This is a genomic window from Nostoc cycadae WK-1 (assembly GCF_002897135.1).
In the GTDB taxonomy this organism is placed as follows: Bacteria; Cyanobacteriota; Cyanobacteriia; order Cyanobacteriales; family Nostocaceae; genus Nostoc_B.
This window is the reverse complement of sequence record NZ_DF978440.1, coordinates 1-17946: the sequence shown is the minus strand read 5'-3', so window position 1 is coordinate 17946 and position 17946 is coordinate 1. Positions and strand designations below refer to the sequence as shown.

Here is a 17946-nt window from a genome sequence, read left to right as displayed (position 1 = left end):
TGAGCAGAAACTTTACCGTCGTGAAACAATGATTAAGAAAAACTTTTAATTTCCTGCACGCAAAACCTTATAACATCATACGTACGTATAACAGGAGCATTAATAGTAAACAAACTTCACCAAGCGCAACTGTCATCAATTTGTATAATCACTAGACTTCACACAAAATTACAAGCAATCAAATATCAAGCTGCTTGTGCAGTTACATCTCCTTGTGTTTCAAACAAATTGTTTATTTGTTAGCTATCAAGGCAGTAGTAGCTGATAGTTTTTCTATGAACTTTTACCTAGTCTAGGGAATTTTATCCAGTAAAACATACTCGAACTCTAGCGTTATAGCAACTGCAAACAATGATTAGTCAAGTCCCAGAAAAACAGATGCACATAGTCAGGTGGCTGCTTGCTATCGGCTGGCTGACATTAATTTTTTCTTTATTTTATGATCCACTTTCGGTTTGGTTAACCGACCCAAGTAATACAGCAAGTCCTTTCCATCTCCATCCTGAGAGGTACCTCGATCCAGATGATTGCGTAGCAGTTCAGGGTGTATGTTTACCAGAGCAGCCCTATGCGATGGGAGCGCGGATCTTCTGGGCGATGGTACTGCCCATCGGGATCATGGTTTTAATCCTGTTTGGGCATGAATTTTGGCGGCGGATTTGTCCGTTATATTTCTTCTCCCAAATTCCTCGTGCCTTGGGGATTCAGCGCAAGCGTAAAGTCGTCAACCCAGACACAGGTAACATTCGTTACGAATTGGCAGGTGTAGAAAAAGAATCTTGGTTAGGGCGGAATTACTTATACCTGCAAATGTTCCTTTTTTACCTAGGCTTGAACATCCGCATTTTATTTGTGAATAGCGATCGCACAGCAATGGCTGCGTTCTTGCTATTCACCATCGCCTCTTCGATCGCAGTCGGCTATTTATTCAAAGGCAGAAGTTGGTGTCAATACATCTGTCCAATGGCTCCAGTGCAAATGTTTTACACAGGCCCCAGAGGATTGTTAGGTAGTGATGCCCACCTCAAACCGCCCCAAAGCATCACTCAATCCATGTGTCGCAGTGTAGATACTAGTGGCAACGAAAAAAGTGCTTGCGTTAGCTGTCAATCTCCTTGCATTGACATTGACTCAGAACGCTCTTACTGGGAAGGAATTACCAGACCAGACCAAAAATTAGTGTTTTATACCTATTTTGGGTTAATGTTTGGTTTCTACCTTTACTATTACCTGTACGCAGGTAACTGGGACTACTACTACTCAGGAGCTTGGACACATGAAGAAGGGCAGTTAAGCACCTTATTCAACCCAGGTTTTTATTTCTTTGGACAAGCTATTCCCGTTCCTAAAATCATTGCCGCTCCCATTACCCTCGCTGTCTGTGCGGGCTTGAGCTACTTAATTTGTCTGAGTCTAGAAAAAGCTTATCGAGCCTTCATCAAGCGCAAAGGCAGAAACATTAGCGAAGAAGATATTTTACATACTTGCTTTGTTTTGTGTACATTTGTCTCCTTCAACGTCTTCTTCTCCTTTGGTGGTCGCCCCAACATCAGTTTGTTTCCTACTTGGGGGATTTTGCTACTGAACGCCTTTGTTGTTTTAGTCAGTAGCTTGTGGCTACACAGAAGTTTAGCTCGCAGCAGAGACAATTATTCCCGTGAGAGCTTGGCGAGTAGTTTGCGTCGTCAGTTGAACAAACTAGCAGTAGATTGGAGCAAATTCCTCGAAGGGCGATCGCTCCAAGACCTACTTCCTAACGAAGTGTACGTTCTTGCTAAAGTACTACCTGGTTTTAGCCGTGCCGACAGACTACGAGTATATAAAGGCGTATTGCAAGAATCCCTCCAAGAAGGTAACGTCCAATCTGCCGACAGCTTAGAAGTTCTCAAAGATGTCCGCAAAGAACTGAACATCAGCGATGAAGAACACTACTCCGTACTCGCAGAACTAGGTGTCGAAGACCCCGCCCTACTAGATCCTCAAAGACAACTCAGCCGGGAAAACCAACTGCGGATTGATAGTTATCGTCGCGCACTCGAATTAGTTATTCAAGAACTAGTAGAAACAGGCACTCCCTTATCAGATGCTTTCGAGCGCAAGCAAAAGCAAATCATGAGCTTGCGTCAAGAGTATGCCATCACATCTGCCGAACAAGAACAAGTCTTGGCAGAAATGTTTAACCAAGATGGCGCACTACTAAGGACAGCCGAGACCTTATTATCTCAATTGCAAGACTTAGCAGTTCGCTATCAAGCACTGCAAAACTTAGTTTCTAATCCCCACGCCCCGGTTTACGTCCTATTGCGACAAGCAGTTCAAGAAAAACAAAAACTGATTGTCACCCAATTACTCAGCATTCTGGAAATTTTAGGTGATACCCCAGAAGCCCTCGACATTGCCCGTTCTATAGGTGTACTCGCAGCAAATATCTTGGGAGATATTCTACGGTCTAATGAAGAGCAGTCGAAGTGGATATCTCGTCTCAGTATGAGAGTCATCGCCTCCTTACGCCAAGCCAAAGACCTAGTAACTCAATCAGTTGGTATAGCCACAGACATCAATCCGGGAATCGCTGATACACAAATCGACGCTCCCAATTCCATTCGGAATTCCGCTTCCACCAATACCTCTACTTGGAGTTCCATCGTAGCGCCCACCCAAATCCCAGAACCAGCATTACGTTCGGACGTAATTATTGATGTCTTAATGCAACTGCTACAAGACATTGATCCCTTAGTCCAAGCAGCCAGTCTGTATGCGCTACATCAAATCGATCCTAGTCTTGGTTTCCAACAAGCTCGTCAGTTGTTAGATACAAAGTCCACTAAAGATCAACTGGTGATCGAAACAGCCGGACGCATTCTTGGTCAAGGACAGACCCACGCCAAAAATACCGTACCGACCATGATTGCTCAAATCAAAATCATGGGGCGTGTAGAAAGACGAGTGTTTCAACAGTCAACAGTTCGTGTCGGACGTGAAGTTGGCAACGACATCATCATTTCCGATAACCGTGTTTCTCGTCAGCACGCCATCTTCTACCTTGATGAAAAAGGCGTGAGCGTCAAAGATTTAGGTAGCAGCAACGGTTTGCGGATTGGTAAAACACAAATTCTTGATCAGCAAGCACAACTCCAACAGGGTGATGTTGTCCGCTTCAGCAGTGGCGACGATATCGTGATTCTGGTGCAATGGGAAATGCAAGCCCAACAAGGAGACACCCTAGCTGAAGCTTTAGGAACCTTAGAAAAGTTGTTATGGCTGTATAAGAGCAGCTTCTTCTCAGGTCTGAAAGCAAATGTCTTAATTGATTTGGCGAAAAATAGCCATGTCCGAGTTTATCGACCAGAAGAAGAAATTTGTCGGATGGGTACAGTGGCTCATGATCTGATCGTCTTAATCGACGGTGAAGCTAGAGTCAGTCAAAGCATGGGTAATCAAGATTTGTCAGGAATGATTTTACCTGGGCAAACCATTGGTGAATTAGAAGTATTAAACCACACTAACTATGCGGCAACCGTAGTAGCATCCGGTACCAGAACGAAGACATTGAGAATCAATGCTGAGAATTTTGAGGCAGTGCTGGCCCAAGACACCTTACTAGCCAGAAATATCTTGGAGCTTTTGAGTAATCGTCTGCAAGCAAGTCTAGGACAAGCTTGTTCCATAACGCAACTCTAATAATTTAACTGGGATGGTACTGCCATCCCAGTTAAACCAATCAACGCCAGTTTTTTGGCACTCCTCATTACCTCTGTTGAGTTTAGGTAATGATTACAACATAAAATGTAAACAATTTCCCTGATTTTGGCAGTAAAAACACATAGGAATTGACATATTAGGTAATTAATATGCTTAAACTCAGAATCATTGATCCACAGCAACCCAATGAACTCAAAGAACTAGACCTCAACTTAGACACAATGCTCAATCATGAGTGTCTAATTGGGCGCTATCCTAACTGTAATGTGGTGTTAGATAGCGCCGAAGTCAGTCGGATGCACGGCAAAATTTCTCTCAAAAATGGCAATTATTATTACACTGATTTGGCAAGTCGTGCTGGTTCGCGGTTAAATGCAGAACAAATCCAAATCAATCAGGATTATGCTCTGAAAACAGGAGACATGATGCAGATTGGGCGGTTCTTTTTGATGGTGATCGGAGCAGTATCCAGCAATGAACCAACCATGATCGATTTGAATGTTAACGTTACTACTAACGTAATCACGACAAGTAATGGTCAAGCTCTACAGCCAGAAATAGCGATCGCAGCTGTTGCTTCACCGTCAATTCCTGAACCACAGCCAATTTCTGCCGCAGTCGCCAAAGCTCCCGAAGAGTATATGCCACTAGCGACAGTAGATCACAGCCAAATTGAGCGTTGGATGAAGGGAGATTTAACCGTTAAATGTACCCAAATCATTGATGAAACCAACGATGTCAAAACTTTTCGCTTCGTTGCCGACCCACCAAAGCTCTTTACTTATAAACCAGGCCAGTTTGTCACCCTCGACCTAGAAATTAACGGCGAACAGGTGTTGCGTTCCTACTCCATCTCATCCACACCTTCCCGTCCCCATACCCTAGAAATCACCGTCAAACGCGTCCCCGCACCTAATGATGCGGGGACAGATGTCCCACGAGGTTTAGTTTCCAATTGGCTACACGACAACCTCAAGGTTGGTAGCTCAGTGAAACTGAATGGCCCAACAGGTAAATTTACCTGCTTTGCGAATCCTTCACCAAAACTGTTGCTGATTTCCGCAGGTAGTGGCATCACACCCATGATGTCTATGTCCCGCTGGTTGTATGACACAGCCTCTAACGTTGATGTCGTCTTTTTCCACTGCGCCCGTAGTCCCAGAGATATCATTTATCGGCAGGAACTAGATTGGATGGCAGCAAATCATCCAAGTTTTAATCTGGCAATTAGCATTACCCGTCGTGAACCCGGTCAAAGTTGGATGAGTTTCACCGGCAGACTTGATCCAGCAATGTTAAAACTAATTGCGCCAGACTATAAAGAACGCACAGTTTATGTATGTGGGCCAAACCCATTTATGGAATCGGTCAATGACTTGCTAGAAAGCATCGACTTTCCAATGCAGAACTACTATGAAGAAAGCTTTGGCCCACCTCGGAAAAAAACCAAAAAAGCCCCAGAGCTTACTGCTAAGGTAGAAGTTTCTCCTACTCCTGTAGGTAATTTAGGGCTACGCCAAATGCTGGGCAAAATCTCTACAGAAGCAGCACCCGTTCAAGATGTAGTAGCGCGTGTGGCGACAACCCCAGTCGCTACATCAACTCCAGTCTCTCCTCCCCCAGCATCTTCTAGCCAAACACTAATAGTTTTCTCGAAATCAGGTAAAGACGTACCTTGTGACGGAGAAGAAAGTATCCTGGATATGGCTGATCAAGAAGGGGTAAAAATCCGCAGTAGTTGCCGTTCTGGGGTTTGTGGTACTTGCAAAAAACGTAAATTAGAAGGAAATGTCAAAATGGAAGGCTATGATCCCGAAGCCTTAGAAGAAAGTGAAATTAAAGAAGGTTATATCTTAACTTGTGTGGCTTATCCTGTCGGTAGGGTAGTGATAGATGCTTAGTTACTCAATCCAGCAAGCTTAAAAATCATCGAGGAGTTGGGATTGCTGAATATCGGATAAATTGTCGTCCTGACCAGGGTTTTCTGGTGGCAAGACTTCAATATTTTTGCTAAATGGACTTAACCCCAACTGCATTCGCAAAGCCTCATCATATTTAGCATGTTCCCAATTCCTAGCTAATTTAACTTGCTCTGGATTCAAGTTTTGGGCATCTCTGAGATCAGCATTTTGCAAGTCGGCACCTTGAAAGTTGGCTTTCTCAAGATTGGTCGGGCTGAGGTCAGCACTTTGAAAATTGGCATATTTGAGATTAGCCCCTTGCAGATTGGCATAACTGAGATCCGCTTCTTGGAGATTGGCATAACTTAAATCAGCACCTTGAAGGTTTGCACTCCAAAGGTAGGCTAATTGAAAATTGGCATGACTTAAGTAAGCATTCTGAAAATTTGTGTAGCTGAGGTTAGTGCTTTGTCCTTGAAGATTGGCATTTCTTAAATTTGCTCTCTCAAGGTTGGCATATCTCAAATCAGCTTGTTGAAGATTCGCATTGCGTAAATCAATCTCCTGCAAACAAGCATTTTTCAGGTTAGTACCTTCGAGATTCGCATCTCGCAAATCGGCTCCTTTTAAGTTAATCCCAGCTAGATAAGCTTTATCGGCTGTGAGTCCAGCCAAGCTAACACCATCATCATTCAAGTCTTGTAATGCTTGAATTCTACCTCCACTAGCTCGTTGTCCATAAGCTGAGTTAATTACACGCCATGCTTCATAATGTGCCTGTTTTTTGCGGGAAGGAGTTTCTCGGAAGTAAAGAATGACCGCCGCTAAAATACTCAAGTCTTGCAGAGTACCAATAAACTTAGAGCTAATCAATGATTCCACAATACTTTTAAATGGAGGTTTATCTTCAAAAACCCGAATCACTACTATTGACAATACAAATATCACAGCGAAAATAATCCACTCTTGAAAATCCTGTATCCATTTACGTAAGCGTTCACGCATTTTTATTTCCTTTTGTAGTCAAGATATTGAACGACAAAACTAGTGTTGATAGAGTTTTGAGAATCTGAGTTATGAAATTTATCTCTTACATCGTTATTGCCTGTCTAGTACTACTAACAGCTTGTGCTTCTCCTTCTAATGGTGCTGGGCCACAGCTAAAAGCTCAAGCTCAAATTAGTGGCCCTGGGATTACAGGGACGCTGAAAGCCGTACAAAATAGCGAACTTCAGTCTGTTTGGGTGGCTGTAGAACTTAAAGGTGATCCCAAAATCTTGACTCCAGGATTACATGGCGTTCACATTCATGAAACAGGTGCTTGTGAAACAGGTACAGAAAAGCCTTTTAGTTCTGCTGGTGGACACTTTGACCCTGGCCCCTTTGGTTCATCAAAGCCGGTAGAAAAGAACCATCCTTATCATTTAGGTGATTTACCCAATATTAAAATTAATCCTTTAGGTCAAGGTCGTTTGGAAGCATTTATTAGCAGTGTGACTATTTCTGATAGTCCCATCAGCTTATTTGATGGTGATGGTAGTGCAGTTATTATCCATAAACTCCAGGATCAAAAGAAAGCTGGTGGTACAGCCGATGAAGCTGGCGGTGGTCGTCTAGCTTGTGGTGCGATCGCCAAAGCTAACTAATATAAATTAGAGTAGGGAGAATCAAAGATAATTTTCCCTACTTCTAGAGATTTAATTACTTTTGTTCCAGTTCCGATACACAGCATTAAAAGTCTCAATGATCAATCTACAATTACTTTTAATGTGTATGGCTAAACTAACGCCAAAGTTGTGTACTTTAACGTAGTTGACCTACCATAAAGATCCAACTTTCGTAAGACTATGTTTGCAGGGGCGAAAAAATTATTCACACAGCCAGTCATAGTTACTAGCGTGCTAGTTACACTAATTTTGGTTGGGGTTCAAAGGCTCAGACTATTAGAATACTTTGAACTGAAGGTTTTTGACCAGATGATGCAAAGGCGTGCAGATCTACCTCCCGATCCTCGTCTTTTAATTGTGGGATTTACAGAGCAAGATATCCAAGAACTCAAGCACATCACGCCCACAGATGAAGAACTAGACAGACTCTTAGGTAAATTAGAAAGTAACCAAGCCCGTGTCATTGCTTTAGACTTCTTTCGAGATGTACCTATAGAAATAGAACCTGGTCGTGGTAACGCCAAACTGCTGAACCGCTTGCAAACAAACAATAAAATTATTCCAATTTGCAGCACAACAACACCCCCACCACCAGGATTAGATGCAAATAATGTCGGGTTTGCCGATCTTCCAGAAGACCCTGATGCAGTTATTCGCCGCGCCCTGCTATTTGTTAATCCTGAGCCAAAAACACCTTGTCAAAGTCAGCAGTCTTTGGCCGTTGCAGCAGCATTGAAATATCTGGCAGACACAGCCAAAATCCAACCACAAATTACCCAAACAGGTGACGTATTACAATTAAAATTGGGTAAAGCTGTGTTTCAACGCTTACCACAAGATGCTGGCGGTTATGTGGAAGCAGATAATGGTGGTTTTCAAATATTGCTCAACTACCGTTCTTTTCATAATGTTGCCCGAACAGTCAGTTTTACAGACGTACTCAACAATAAAGTCAATCCTGATTGGGTTAATGGCAAAATCGTTTTAATTGGCGCTACAGCACCCAGTAAGCAAGATATTCGCAACACTCCTTATGCTACTGGTAGACAAGACAACGCGGGAAAGATGCCAGGAATTGTCATTCATACTCACATTGTCAGTGAGATTCTCAGTGGAGTCCTTGACCAAAGACCAATATTTTGGTTTCTCCCCGAATGGGGAGAAATAACTTGGCTTTGGGGCTGGACTGTAATGGGTGCGTTGATAGGATGGAGAATTAAGCATCCACTGCTTTTAGGATTAGCCAGTGGAGGCGCTTTGGTTTTCTTGATAGGTGGTGGCTTTATTATTTTTACCCAAGCCGGATGGGTACCACTAGCACAGCCTGTAATTGGATTAATTGCAGCAGCTGGTAGCGTAGTTGTCTACACAGCCTACTCGGAAAAACTACAGCGAGACAAAATTGCTAATCAGATTCAAGAACAAGAAAAAACCATAGACTTATTGAAATCGCTGTTGCGAGAAGGCGGTGCTACGAGTAACGAAACCAAGTCACCTGTTGATAGTCAGCCCCAAAGCGGTCAATTGCTGAACAATCGCTACAAGGTTGCACAAGTACTAGGTTCTGGGGGTTTTGGTTATACTTACTTAGCCGACGATACCAAACGCCCTGGTTCGCCAAAGTGTGTTGTCAAGCATTTACAACCAGCGCAGAAAGACCTTAGATTTCTGGAAGTTGCTAGGCGTTTATTTCGTGTAGAGGCAGAAATTCTGGAGATTTTGGGACACCACAAGCAAATTCCTCAACTACTAGCTTACTTTGAAGAAAATCAGCAATTTTATTTAGTGCAGGAGTATATCAAAGGGCATTGCTTACAAGATGAATTGATTGTGGGTAAGCGTCTTGAGGAAGCTGAGGTAATCAAAATTTTAAGGGATGTTTTGAAGGTATTAGTATTTGTCCACGATCATAATGTGATCCATCGAGATATCAAACCCAGTAATTTGATGCGTCGGGAAACGGACAATAGGATAGTATTGATCGACTTTGGTGCAGTCAAACAAATTCAACCCCAGCAAGAAGAGGAAAGCTTAACAGTTGCGGTGGGTACTCTTGGGTATGCTTCGCCGGAACAACTTATGGGTCAGCCAAGGTTGAACAGTGATATTCATGCTCTGGGAATGATTGGAATTCAAGCTTTAACTGGAAAAAATGCCAAAGAAATTGAGCGTGATCCGCAGACAACTGTGCTAATTTGGCGCGATAAGGCACAAGTTTCTGATGGGTTAGCGGCAATTTTAGAACGGATGACTTCTTTTGATTATCTAAGAAGATATCAAACTGCTAAAGAAATTCTGGAGGAGCTAGATAAGCTCTAGCGTTAGATAGAAGCTTTGAGCAAATGAGTAAATTTCTACTTATGAGTAGTGATGTTGCTGCATTTTTGCATTAGCGGCATACTAGCTCAAATTTTCACATAATTTTAAATTTTGCTGGCTTTTGCCGAAAAATATATAAACTTGTACTTCATATATACGAAAACAGCTTTATCTAATATTTACTTTTGATGGCTCTATTCATATAAATTAAGACATAGCCTCCGACTCAAAGCTTTGATACAACTGGTTTTATCCTCGATACTTTCAATTCAGTACTAGCTACACGCTCTGCTACTGCTAACAGCACTTTTTTTGTCCCATAGCCAATTTCTTCGCGGCGCTTTGTCGATGAGATAATAAAAATTGACAATAAAATGCGATCGCTTCATCCGCAATTTTTTCTTACTTCTGAAATAGGCGATCGCCATAGCTATCTACTGTATTATGTATATCTTGAATATTGTAAAATTTGGTAATAGATATTACTGTACTACCTAAAGGATGATTGTATACAAAAAGCTGATATCTGCTGCAAAATAGATATTTTTAGCGATAATGATTGCTACTATACTCGATAAGTACTAACACAGAAGTCAAGAATGAATAACTTTGGGACAATTAGAAGCAATAAAAGTTCCTAATTTAAATCCCTGGATAAGATAAAACAATTAATCTGGCTGGCAATGACAACAGCAAGGTCAATCCATTCTTATTTAGTTAATGACTGGCATCAATGCTTGGCTGTAAACCCTCCTTAAGTCAAATCGAGCTAATTTATGAAGCACAGACTACTTACTGTTACAGCACTAATGACAATAACATGGTTTACATCTTTAGGTAAAATCAAACCTGCAACAGCTGATCAAACCTACAGAAGTAATCTCAATCAGTTGACCGCCATTAGTTCTAGTTCTAATCAAAACGGTATTGGACAACAATTGTCTCTAATGCTTGTAGTCGCAGGTAGTGGAATATTTGGCTGGCTGGCGGTGAAAAATAACAAGTCTGTCTTGAGCAAACTTTCTGGGCAAAAAACAAATTTAGCTGCAACTGTCCCCGGAGAACAATTTATCTCAACGGACATAGATATTAAAGAAAATCTGCATAAAAATACAGAAGTTACAGAAGCTACAGATATTACAACATATATTAAACGAGCTTATAGTCATTTCAAACAAGGAGATAGTCAAAGAGCTATTGATGAATTCAATCAGGCGATAGGGATAAATCCCCAAAATGCTTATCTGTACGGTGAAAGAGCTAATTTTCGCCGGAAGAACCTTGGTGACAAACAAGGAGCAATTGATGACTATAGCAAAGCAATTGGCATCCATCCGCAAAACGCTCTATTCTATCTTTGGCGTAGTCAGACTTACAATGACCTAGGCGAACAAAAAAAAGCGATGGAAGACTACAATACAGCGTTGCGTCTCGCTCCAGAAAATACGATGTATCACTCCTTTCATAGTGCTTCCAACTTGAGAGAATAATTATCTTGATAATTGCTAAATAAATACCATCAAGCCGCTGCACCGATAAGCGATCGCACTGCAAGTAGAATTTAATTAATTATTAATATCCATATTAATCGTTATCAAAAATACTTAAAATATTTTGGGTTAAATTATTCTGGAATGTAATATCAGCAGAACTATCCTGATTTTTCAAGATTACTCATCTCTTAGCTAATCTGGAAAACTTATCAAATAGAAATATTACCTACGCAAATATACTGGTAGAATCAGTAGATAAATTCATCTGTAAGAATTTTTGGGTGTGTATATCTATCTCTATCTATCATGTCTGCTGAATATTTTTTGAGTCCGAAATATCAGATGCGATCGCTCAATCTGTTAATTTTTGCAACCTTGTTTCTCGATAATTTATCTCTTAGTTCTGTGAAAGCGCAGACGGTGAATATTCATCTAGTAGCTCAAACCAGGACAAATCTGCCAGCACCAGAAACTTTGCCCAGGCCACAGCTACCGCAACCTACGCCACCAGAGACTCCCACCCTACCACCTCCAGAAGACTTATTCCAAACGCCTAGGGAAACTACTCCCACGCCAGAAACAGCCCCCAGTGGTGTACGAGACACAATTCTAGTCACCCGCTTTGAAGTAATTGGTAGTACTGTATTTAGCCCGGAAGAATTAGCAACAGTTACCCAAGAATTTACTGGTAAACCCATCACCTTTGCAGAATTGCTGAGAGTCAGTGATGCAGTGACAAAACTTTATACAGACAAAGGTTACATTTCATCTGGGGCATTTATCCCAGCTGATCAAACCTTCAAATCTAGAGGTGATGTAGTCAAAATTCAAGTAATTGAAGGTAGCGTTGAAAGTATAGAAGTTAGAGGACTCAAACGGCTCAACTCAGATTATGTGCGTAGTCGCATCGCCGTAGCTACTGGCAAACCCCTCAACGTAAATAAGTTACTGCAAGCACTGCAACTATTGCAACTTAATCCCTTAATTAAAAATATCTCGGCGGAATTAGCAGCGGGTTCTCGTCCTGGAAGTAGCATCATTGATGTCAAGGTATCAGAAGCCAAAACATTCAGCGCTCAAGTCAGCTTAAATAATAATCGAGTCCCTAGTATTGGCAGTTTTCAAAGACAAATTCAACTTACCCAAGCCAACTTATTAGGTTTAGGTGATGGACTTTCCATTGCTTATGCCAACACGGATGGTAGTAACGATGTTGATGTTAGCTACACATTACCAGTCAATCCCTACAATGGAACTGTGCAGTTTCAATATAACTACACTTCCAGCAATGTAGTAGAAGAACCCTTCGATGTTTTAGATATTGAAGGTAGATCCCAAGACTTTGCTGTAACATTTCGCCAACCACTGATTCAAACCCCCACCACAGAATTTGCTTTGGGAATTACAGCCAATCGGCGCAACAGTGATATTGGCTATTTAGAGTCTTTGGCTGGTGAACGTATTCCGTTTCCTTCACCGGGATCTGTGGATGGACAAACGCGCCTTTCAGTACTGCGATTTTTTCAAGATTGGACACAACGCAATAGTAGAGAAGTATTTGCAGCGCGATCGCAATTTAGTTTTGGTCTAGATGCCTTTGATGCTACCAACAGCGGCGCACCACCAGATAGTAGATTTTTCTCGTGGCGGGGACAAGCGCAATGGGTACGCCTCTTAGCACCCGATACCTTACTCTTACTCCGTGCTGATGCTCAATTAGCTGATAGAGCATTAGTACCCCTAGAACAGTTTGGTTTAGGTGGTCAACAAACCGTGCGGGGCTATCGTCAAGATTTACTCTTGACAGATAATGCTTTTTTTGTGTCTGCCGAGTTACGCTATCCCATCCTCCGCGCCCCCCAATTAGGAGGTGTATTACAACTAACACCATTTATTGATTATGGAACTACTTACAACAGTTCTAATCGCGCCGATCCCGATCCCAATAGCCTCGCCTCTGTGGGATTAGGATTATTGTGGCAAAGCGATCGCATCAATGCCCGCTTTGATTGGGGAATTCCCTTAATTGATGCGAATTCCCGCAATAACACCTTGCAGGAAAATGGGCTGTATTTTTCCCTAGTTTATACGCAACCATTTTAAAAGTCTGAAGTTTGAATAATAAAACAGAGTTCTGCCATTACAAAATAAACCACTTTTAGCAAAACTTTTTTCCGCCAGTCTGAATTACGAATTCAATTACCAGCCTTTGCTCGTGGGAACTACTAATCCTATGTCTGCACTTCTTTTTTTAGCCACACTATCACAAATTACTCAACCAGTTACCCTAATTCCCAACTCTTACCAACTTGCTATTCAAAATATTACTGCACCTATTGCCAATACTCTGCTATCGACAAGTCCACAACAAATTTTAGAACAAGGGATTCAAATTTACCAATCAGAAAAATTTACGGAAGCTGTGAAGTTATTCCAAAATGCCGCGGGAAGCTTTCAGGTTCAAGGAGATCATCTAAATCAAGCCCTAGCATTAAACTATTTGGCCTTAGCTCATCAGCAAGTAGGACAATTACCCCAGGCTCAGAAAGCGATCGCCGAAAGTTTAGCATTATTAAAAGTTGCTCGACAAAGCGATTCTCATGAGTATTTATCGATACTTGCCCAAGCGCTGAACACTCAAGGACAAGTGCAACTAGCATCAGGACATTCTCAAGAAGCATTAACCAGTTGGGAGCAAGCCACAGCCACATATAGCAAAATGGGTGATGATGCCGGGAAGATAGGTAGCCAACTCAATCAAACTCAGGCATTGCAAGCATTAGGACTGTATCGCCGCGCCAAAATCACCTTAATTCAAGTAAATCAAGTTTTACAAAAACAACCAGCTTCTCCCCTAAAAGCCACAGGATTGCTGAATTTAGGTAATACCTTGCGGTTGGTAGGGGATTTAACTCAAGAAGATATTAAGGTAAAAAACCTAGACCAACTTGGCTCTTTACAAGTATTAGAGCAAAGTTTATCCATAGCCGAACAAGTATATCCCCAATTAATTCCCGAAATTCATTTGAGTTTAGGAAACACTGCCCAAGCATTGAGTTTAGGTAAAAGTCCCGACGAGAAAAGTCAGAGAATTACACAAGCTTTAGATTATTACCAAAAAGCTGCCGTTACAAAATCCCCCTTAACTAGGGTACAGGCACAACTCAATCAGATGCACCTGTTTATAGATCAGCAAAAATGGCATCAAGTACAAAGTTTGTGGCCGGAAATTCAGCAACAACTGAATACTGCACCCACAAGTCGCAAAACCATTTATGCGCGGATTAACTTTGCTCAGAGTTTGACTTGTTTTAAACAGCTAACTGAACCTTCCAAAATGGGAATAAATGCTGGTTGTCCTAAAAATGAGCTAGTAGCAGATGCTAGTTTGAGTAATGTAAAAAGCTTAGACGGGGCGAATGTGGAATGGAAAGCGATCGCCCAAATTATTGCTGTCGCCGTTGACCAAGCCAAAATCCTCAAGGATATGCGGGCGGAAGCTTATGCTTTAGGGACATTAGGTAATTTGTATGAGCAAACTCACCAGTGGTCAGAAGCGCAACAACTTACCCAACAAGCATTAAAATTAGCTGAAGGTATTGGTGCAACTGATATTGCCTATCGTTGGCATTGGCAATTAGGCCGAATTCTCAAAGCGCAAGATAATCCCCAACGCAACGAACAAGCAGCGATCGCATCTTACACCAAAGCTGTGAATATTCTTAAATCATTGCGGAGTGATTTAGTCGCCATTAACCGCGAAGTGCAGTTTTCCTTTCAAGAAGGAGTTGAGCCTGTTTATCGAGAACTAGTGAGTTTACTGCTGCAAAATTCGCCATATCAAGACAATTCTGAAGCCAGCCAAAAAAATCTCAAAACTGCCAGGGATGTAATTGAGTCATTGCAATTAGCAGAGTTAGACAACTTCTTTCGCAAAGCTTGTTTAGATGCTAAACCTGTGCAGATTGACGAAATTGATCGTACAGCCGCAGTGATTTATCCGATTATTTTGAGCGATCGCTTGGAAGTAATTGTTTCTTTACCCAACAAGTTAAAGAGCCAAAAACAGAACTTGTTATTACGTCCCAAACCAATTCCAGTTTCTCAAACAGAAGTAGAAAAGACTATCCAGAAACTCCGAGCAACATTGGTCACACGCTCAACTCATGACTTTTTACCTGTTTCCCAAAAAGTTTATAACTGGTTAATTAGAGATATTGAACCTCAATTACAAGCATATAAAGTGCAGAACTTGGTGTTTGTCTTAGATGGAACACTGCGGAGTGTACCGATGGCCGCACTGCATGATGGCAAACAATATCTCATTCAGAAGGGATATAACATTGCGCTGACACCTGGGTTACACCTGTTACCGAACCGTTCCTTAGCCAGACAAAAACCGCGTACCATTGCGGCGGGAATTACAGAAGCTCTAGGAACCTTTGAGGGACTACCCAGTGTCAAAAACGAAATTGCGACAATTCAACAAGAAGTACCAGCGCGAGTGTTGCTTGACAGCCAATTTACCAAAATAGCTTTAGAAAAAGCCATCAAGTCATTTTCTGCACCTGTAGTTCACCTCGCAACCCACGGTCAGTTTGCTTCCAACGCTGAAGATACCTATATTTTGACTTGGAAAAATTCTGATGAGAAAGACCCAGCCTTATCAAGCGATCGCGTTAACGTCAACGAATTGAGTTCTTTATTGCAAAGCCGAGAGACAAGTCAAAGAAATGCGATCGAGTTATTAGTTCTGAGCGCTTGTCAAACCGCTAGTGGCGATAAACGTGCTGGCTTAGGAATTGCAGGATTTGCTCTGCGTTCTGGAGCGCGTAGTACATTAGCAACATTATGGAGTGTAGACGATCAAGCTACTGCAACCATTATGGGTGAGTTTTATAAGCAGTTTGCTAATACTAAAGAGAGTAAAGCCGAAGCTTTAAAACGCGCTCAAATGTTACTTTTGACAGATCCTGAGTATAAGCATCCTTACTATTGGGCCCCTTACGTTTTAGTAGGCAACTGGTTATAAATCAAATTGATTATTCTCGGAATTCATCCTCAATATTCTCTTTGATTCAGCTACATCTGTCTTCAGTAGGGTTAAACTCTAAATCTGTGTTTGATAAGGTGACTAATGGCAACATAAATCACCAATAAATTCGTTATGACCTATACTCAAACCAGCGATCCCACCATTCGTAAATGTCTCCAATCTTGGCGACAATTAGATGTAGATCAACAACTAGGTTTATTCTGGTTCATCTATAAAGAAATGGGTGGTGCTGTAACTCCTGCGGCTCCTGCGGCTAGTACTGTTTCTCCAGAAATTGCCGAAGGTTTATTTAATCAAGTTAAAGAATTAAGTCACGAAGAACAACTACAAATTCAGCGGGACTTGATTAATAAAGCAGACACTCAAATTGGCCGAGAATATGGTTCTTTGGGTGATACCACCAAGTTACTATTTTGGTACCGTCTATCTCAAGGAATGGATAGCAATGTAATTATTCCTGTACCTGCTGGTTATCGCCTTTCCTCAGAAGCTGAAGCCCTGTTAAACCAAGTTAAAGAATTACCTTTTGAACAGCAGATTAACCTTTTCCGTGATTATGTTTCTCCAATGGGTGCTGAACCTAAAGGTGGTGCGGAAATTTAATCACCAGCATTGAGAACTACCGCTTTGTTGGCTTTTTATAGAGACTAACATTTAGACTCACAGATAAACACAGAGTAAATATAATTTTTACTCTGTGTAATTTTTTGGTTGCTCATTAGGATAGTTACACCCTAAATTCGTAACGCCCTTTGTTTTGTATCTCATACTTTAAATTGTCTCTTCACAAGTTGCATCTATCTGACGAGTGGTTGAAAAATTTTGTTTTTTTATTAATAAGTGGCTAATATTTTAATCTGTTAATCAAAGGTGTGAAATATCTCCATAAAAAAGTAAAACCCTAGGACTGGGAAACCCTAGGGCTTGTAACCTGACCACCTTTACTTTATTTATAATTTATAAAAAATTTTAGTGTTAGTTTACGATGGACTTAAATATATGTTTTATGTCTGAGAAAATAACTCAAAAATATAGTAATCTGCCTTGATTGTTGAAATGATTTGCATAGGAAGGTAATAGTAAATAGATAAGAAGGAATAAAAGTTGATTGAGTTCAGAAAATTAAAGATAAAATCCCTGAGCTTATGTCCAAAGATGTAATTATAAAAGCTTGATTGCTGGCAATAAATAAGGAAAAATAAAAGCATCATGATACATGATTGTAGCCAATTACAGTGACAGAAAGCCTAACCAAAGTCCGCAATTGCGGACTTTTTATTTATTGTTGTAGATATCTTTTAGCTTCTTGACTGCAAGAATGAGACAAATCAAATAAAAACATAGCCAATTGCAGACAGCTAATGGTAGAAAGCTATTAGCGATTTGCAAGTAACTTTTATGACAAATTTTCTCCAGCCACCAAGATTACGCATTGGCGAAGAAGATAGTGCAGAAGAAAGACGCGCCACTTGGCTAGAACTTTTTTATGATTTGGTGTTTGTGGTTGCAGTCTCGCAAGTAGCGCATAATCTGAAAGAAGATATTTCGCTATCGGGATTACTGGGATTTGTTGTTTTGTTTATCCCGATTTGGTGGTCATGGATTGGGACTACATTCTACGCTAATCGCTTTGATGGCGATGATGTTATTCATCGGTTGCTGGTTGGGGTACAAATGTTAACAGCGGCGGGGATGGCTGTAAATATTCACCACGGCTTAGGAGAAAGTTCTTCTGGTTTCGCTTTGGCTTATGCACTTGGTCGGGCTGTATTGGTGGTGGCTCACATCTTGCACCTGGAAATAGTAAT

At 41.3% G+C, this 17946-nt stretch carries 10 protein-coding genes; 9 read left to right on the top strand and 1 reads right to left on the bottom strand.

The features are described 5' to 3' along the window. Positions 1 to 351 precede the first annotated feature (351 nt). Both NCWK1_RS24000 and NCWK1_RS23995 read left to right on the top strand, forming a co-directional pair. Positions 352 to 3681 (top strand): FHA domain-containing protein, encoded by a 3330-nt coding sequence (locus tag NCWK1_RS24000; RefSeq protein WP_103126441.1) that lies wholly within the window; start codon positions 352 to 354, stop codon positions 3679 to 3681. Between the two features lie 170 nt (positions 3682 to 3851). After that, positions 3852 to 5603, top strand: coding sequence for an FAD-binding oxidoreductase (locus tag NCWK1_RS23995; protein ID WP_103126440.1), 1752 nt, complete (start codon positions 3852 to 3854; stop codon positions 5601 to 5603). Between the two features lie 18 nt (positions 5604 to 5621). Here NCWK1_RS23995 and NCWK1_RS23990 read toward each other — a convergent pair whose 3' ends face one another. Beyond that, positions 5622 to 6608 (bottom strand): pentapeptide repeat-containing protein, encoded by a 987-nt coding sequence (locus NCWK1_RS23990; protein WP_096577068.1) that lies wholly within the window; start codon positions 6606 to 6608, stop codon positions 5622 to 5624. Between the two features lie 71 nt (positions 6609 to 6679). Between NCWK1_RS23990 and NCWK1_RS23985 the strand changes: the two genes are divergently transcribed. The 7 genes from NCWK1_RS23985 to NCWK1_RS23955 form a co-directional block, all read left to right on the top strand. Beyond that, positions 6680 to 7249: a superoxide dismutase family protein gene (locus NCWK1_RS23985; RefSeq protein WP_096577065.1), complete on the top strand. Its 570-nt coding sequence runs from the start codon at positions 6680 to 6682 to the stop codon at positions 7247 to 7249. A gap of 201 nt (positions 7250 to 7450) precedes the next feature. Continuing rightward, entirely contained in the window at positions 7451 to 9589 is a 2139-nt protein-coding gene (locus NCWK1_RS23980) for a CHASE2 domain-containing protein (RefSeq protein ID WP_103126439.1), read from the top strand. Positions 9590 to 10398: 809 nt separating this feature from the next. Next, on the top strand, positions 10399 to 11079 hold the full coding sequence (locus NCWK1_RS23975; protein ID WP_187308233.1) for a tetratricopeptide repeat protein: 681 nt from the start codon (positions 10399 to 10401) through the stop codon (positions 11077 to 11079). A gap of 309 nt (positions 11080 to 11388) precedes the next feature. After that, a complete protein-coding gene (locus NCWK1_RS23970) occupies positions 11389 to 13185 on the top strand; it encodes a ShlB/FhaC/HecB family hemolysin secretion/activation protein (RefSeq protein WP_103126437.1) in 1797 nt (598 codons plus the stop codon). Between the two features lie 130 nt (positions 13186 to 13315). Continuing rightward, a complete protein-coding gene (locus tag NCWK1_RS23965) occupies positions 13316 to 16114 on the top strand; it encodes a CHAT domain-containing protein (protein WP_103126436.1) in 2799 nt (932 codons plus the stop codon). A 135-nt stretch (positions 16115 to 16249) separates the two neighbouring features. Continuing rightward, positions 16250 to 16741, top strand: a complete 492-nt coding sequence (locus tag NCWK1_RS23960; RefSeq protein WP_096577055.1) for an orange carotenoid protein N-terminal domain-containing protein — start codon at positions 16250 to 16252, stop codon at positions 16739 to 16741. Between the two features lie 795 nt (positions 16742 to 17536). After that, on the top strand, positions 17537 to 17946 hold a 410-nt coding region (locus NCWK1_RS23955), incomplete at its 3' end, for a low temperature requirement protein A (protein ID WP_146034036.1).

Bases quoted from the DNA above. Each gene is read 5' to 3' on its own strand.
- NCWK1_RS24000 (WP_103126441.1), top strand. From the start codon at position 352: ATGATTAGTCAAGTCCCAGAAAAACAGATGCACATAGTCAGGTGGCTG.
- NCWK1_RS23995 (WP_103126440.1), top strand. From the start codon at position 3,852: ATGCTTAAACTCAGAATCATTGATCCACAGCAACCCAATGAACTCAAA.
- NCWK1_RS23990 (WP_096577068.1), bottom strand. From the start codon at position 6,608: ATGCGTGAACGCTTACGTAAATGGATACAGGATTTTCAAGAGTGGATT.
- NCWK1_RS23985 (WP_096577065.1), top strand. From the start codon at position 6,680: ATGAAATTTATCTCTTACATCGTTATTGCCTGTCTAGTACTACTAACA.
- NCWK1_RS23980 (WP_103126439.1), top strand. From the start codon at position 7,451: ATGTTTGCAGGGGCGAAAAAATTATTCACACAGCCAGTCATAGTTACT.
- NCWK1_RS23975 (WP_187308233.1), top strand. From the start codon at position 10,399: ATGACAATAACATGGTTTACATCTTTAGGTAAAATCAAACCTGCAACA.
- NCWK1_RS23970 (WP_103126437.1), top strand. From the start codon at position 11,389: ATGTCTGCTGAATATTTTTTGAGTCCGAAATATCAGATGCGATCGCTC.
- NCWK1_RS23965 (WP_103126436.1), top strand. From the start codon at position 13,316: ATGTCTGCACTTCTTTTTTTAGCCACACTATCACAAATTACTCAACCA.
- NCWK1_RS23960 (WP_096577055.1), top strand. From the start codon at position 16,250: ATGACCTATACTCAAACCAGCGATCCCACCATTCGTAAATGTCTCCAA.